General features: G+C 52.3%; 1 protein-coding gene. It reads left to right on the top strand.

The window, feature by feature from the left end; all coding sequences use genetic code 11:
* Positions 1-59 precede the first annotated feature (59 nt).
* Positions 60-1,220, top strand: a complete 1,161-nt coding sequence (locus tag PsAD37_RS21300; RefSeq protein WP_063297842.1) for an IS30 family transposase — start codon at positions 60-62, stop codon at positions 1,218-1,220.
* The last annotated feature ends 1 nt before the right edge of the window (position 1,221 follow it).

Raw genomic sequence — 1,221 nt, 5'->3', positions numbered from 1 at the left:
GGTGGTTTCAACTGGTGGTCGCAACACTTTAATCTTTGAATAAAGATGGAGTGTTCGACATGACGTATCGCCGCCGTATTTACTATTCTGCCGCACAACGAGCCGAGATTTGGGATCGATGGCAGCGGGGAGAATCGATGAGTTCGATTGGCCGCCTGTTTGACCGGAACTCCTCCTCGGTATTTTCTGTCATTTCGCCAACCGGAGGCATCCGCCCCTCTGACCGGCATCGTGGTAAGCTGGCGCTGAGTTTGAAGGAGCGTGAGGAAATATCGCGAGGCCTGAGCATCAACGCATCTTTACGATCTATAGCCCGCCAGTTGAGCCGTACCCCGTCTACGATCAGTCGCGAGGTCCAGCGAAATGGTGGTCGGGTCGCTTATCGCGCAGCAGCGGCTGATCAGGCTGCCTGGGACCGCGCTCTACGGCCCAAGACATGCAAACTCGCTTGCCATCCTTCTTTGAGCCACGCAGTATCGGTGAAGCTGCGCAGCAAGTGGTCTCCAGAACAGATTGCTGGCTGGCTCAAACGTAGCTTTCCAGGAGACGTAAACAAGCAGGTGTCCCACGAGACGATATATCGAAGCCTTTACATACAGGCCCGCGGCGTATTGAAGAAAGAACTGCTGGACCATCTGCGTGCTAAACGCACGATACGTCGGTCCAGACACGCAAGCCTCAAACGGAATAGTTTAGGCCAAATTAAGGATGCCGTTTCGATCAGCAAAAGGCCTGCTTGCGTCGAAGACCGTGCAATACCGGGGCATTGGGAAGGAGATCTGATCGGAGGATCCAAGAATAGCTACATCGCCACTCTTGTTGAGCGGCAAACACGCTATGTCATGTTGATCAAGGTTGCCAACAAAGACACGAGCAGTGTTATCTCCGGGTTGATCAAACACACCCACAAATTACCAAAAGAGCTTTACAAATCTTTGACTTGGGATCGAGGCAAGGAGATGGCAGATCATCTAAGCCTGACATTAGTAACAGATGTTACTGTATACTTCTGCGACCCACATTCACCGTGGCAACGCGGATCAAACGAAAACACGAACCGCTTGCTGCGGCAGTATTTGCCCCGAGGCACTGACTTATCTGTACACACGCAGCCTGAACTTGATGCAATAGCAAGGCAACTCAACCAACGACCCCGCAAGACCTTGCAATATCAAACCCCAGCTGAGAAGTTCTCACAGTGTGTTGCCGCGACCAGTTGAA

Source organism: Pseudovibrio sp. Ad37 (assembly GCF_001623075.1).
Taxonomy (GTDB): domain Bacteria; phylum Pseudomonadota; class Alphaproteobacteria; order Rhizobiales; family Stappiaceae; genus Pseudovibrio.
The sequence above is the reverse complement of the archived record's forward strand: the minus strand, read 5'-3'. Positions and strand labels throughout refer to the sequence as shown.

Bases quoted from the DNA above. Each gene is read 5' to 3' on its own strand.
- PsAD37_RS21300 (WP_063297842.1), top strand. From the start codon at position 60: ATGACGTATCGCCGCCGTATTTACTATTCTGCCGCACAACGAGCCGAG.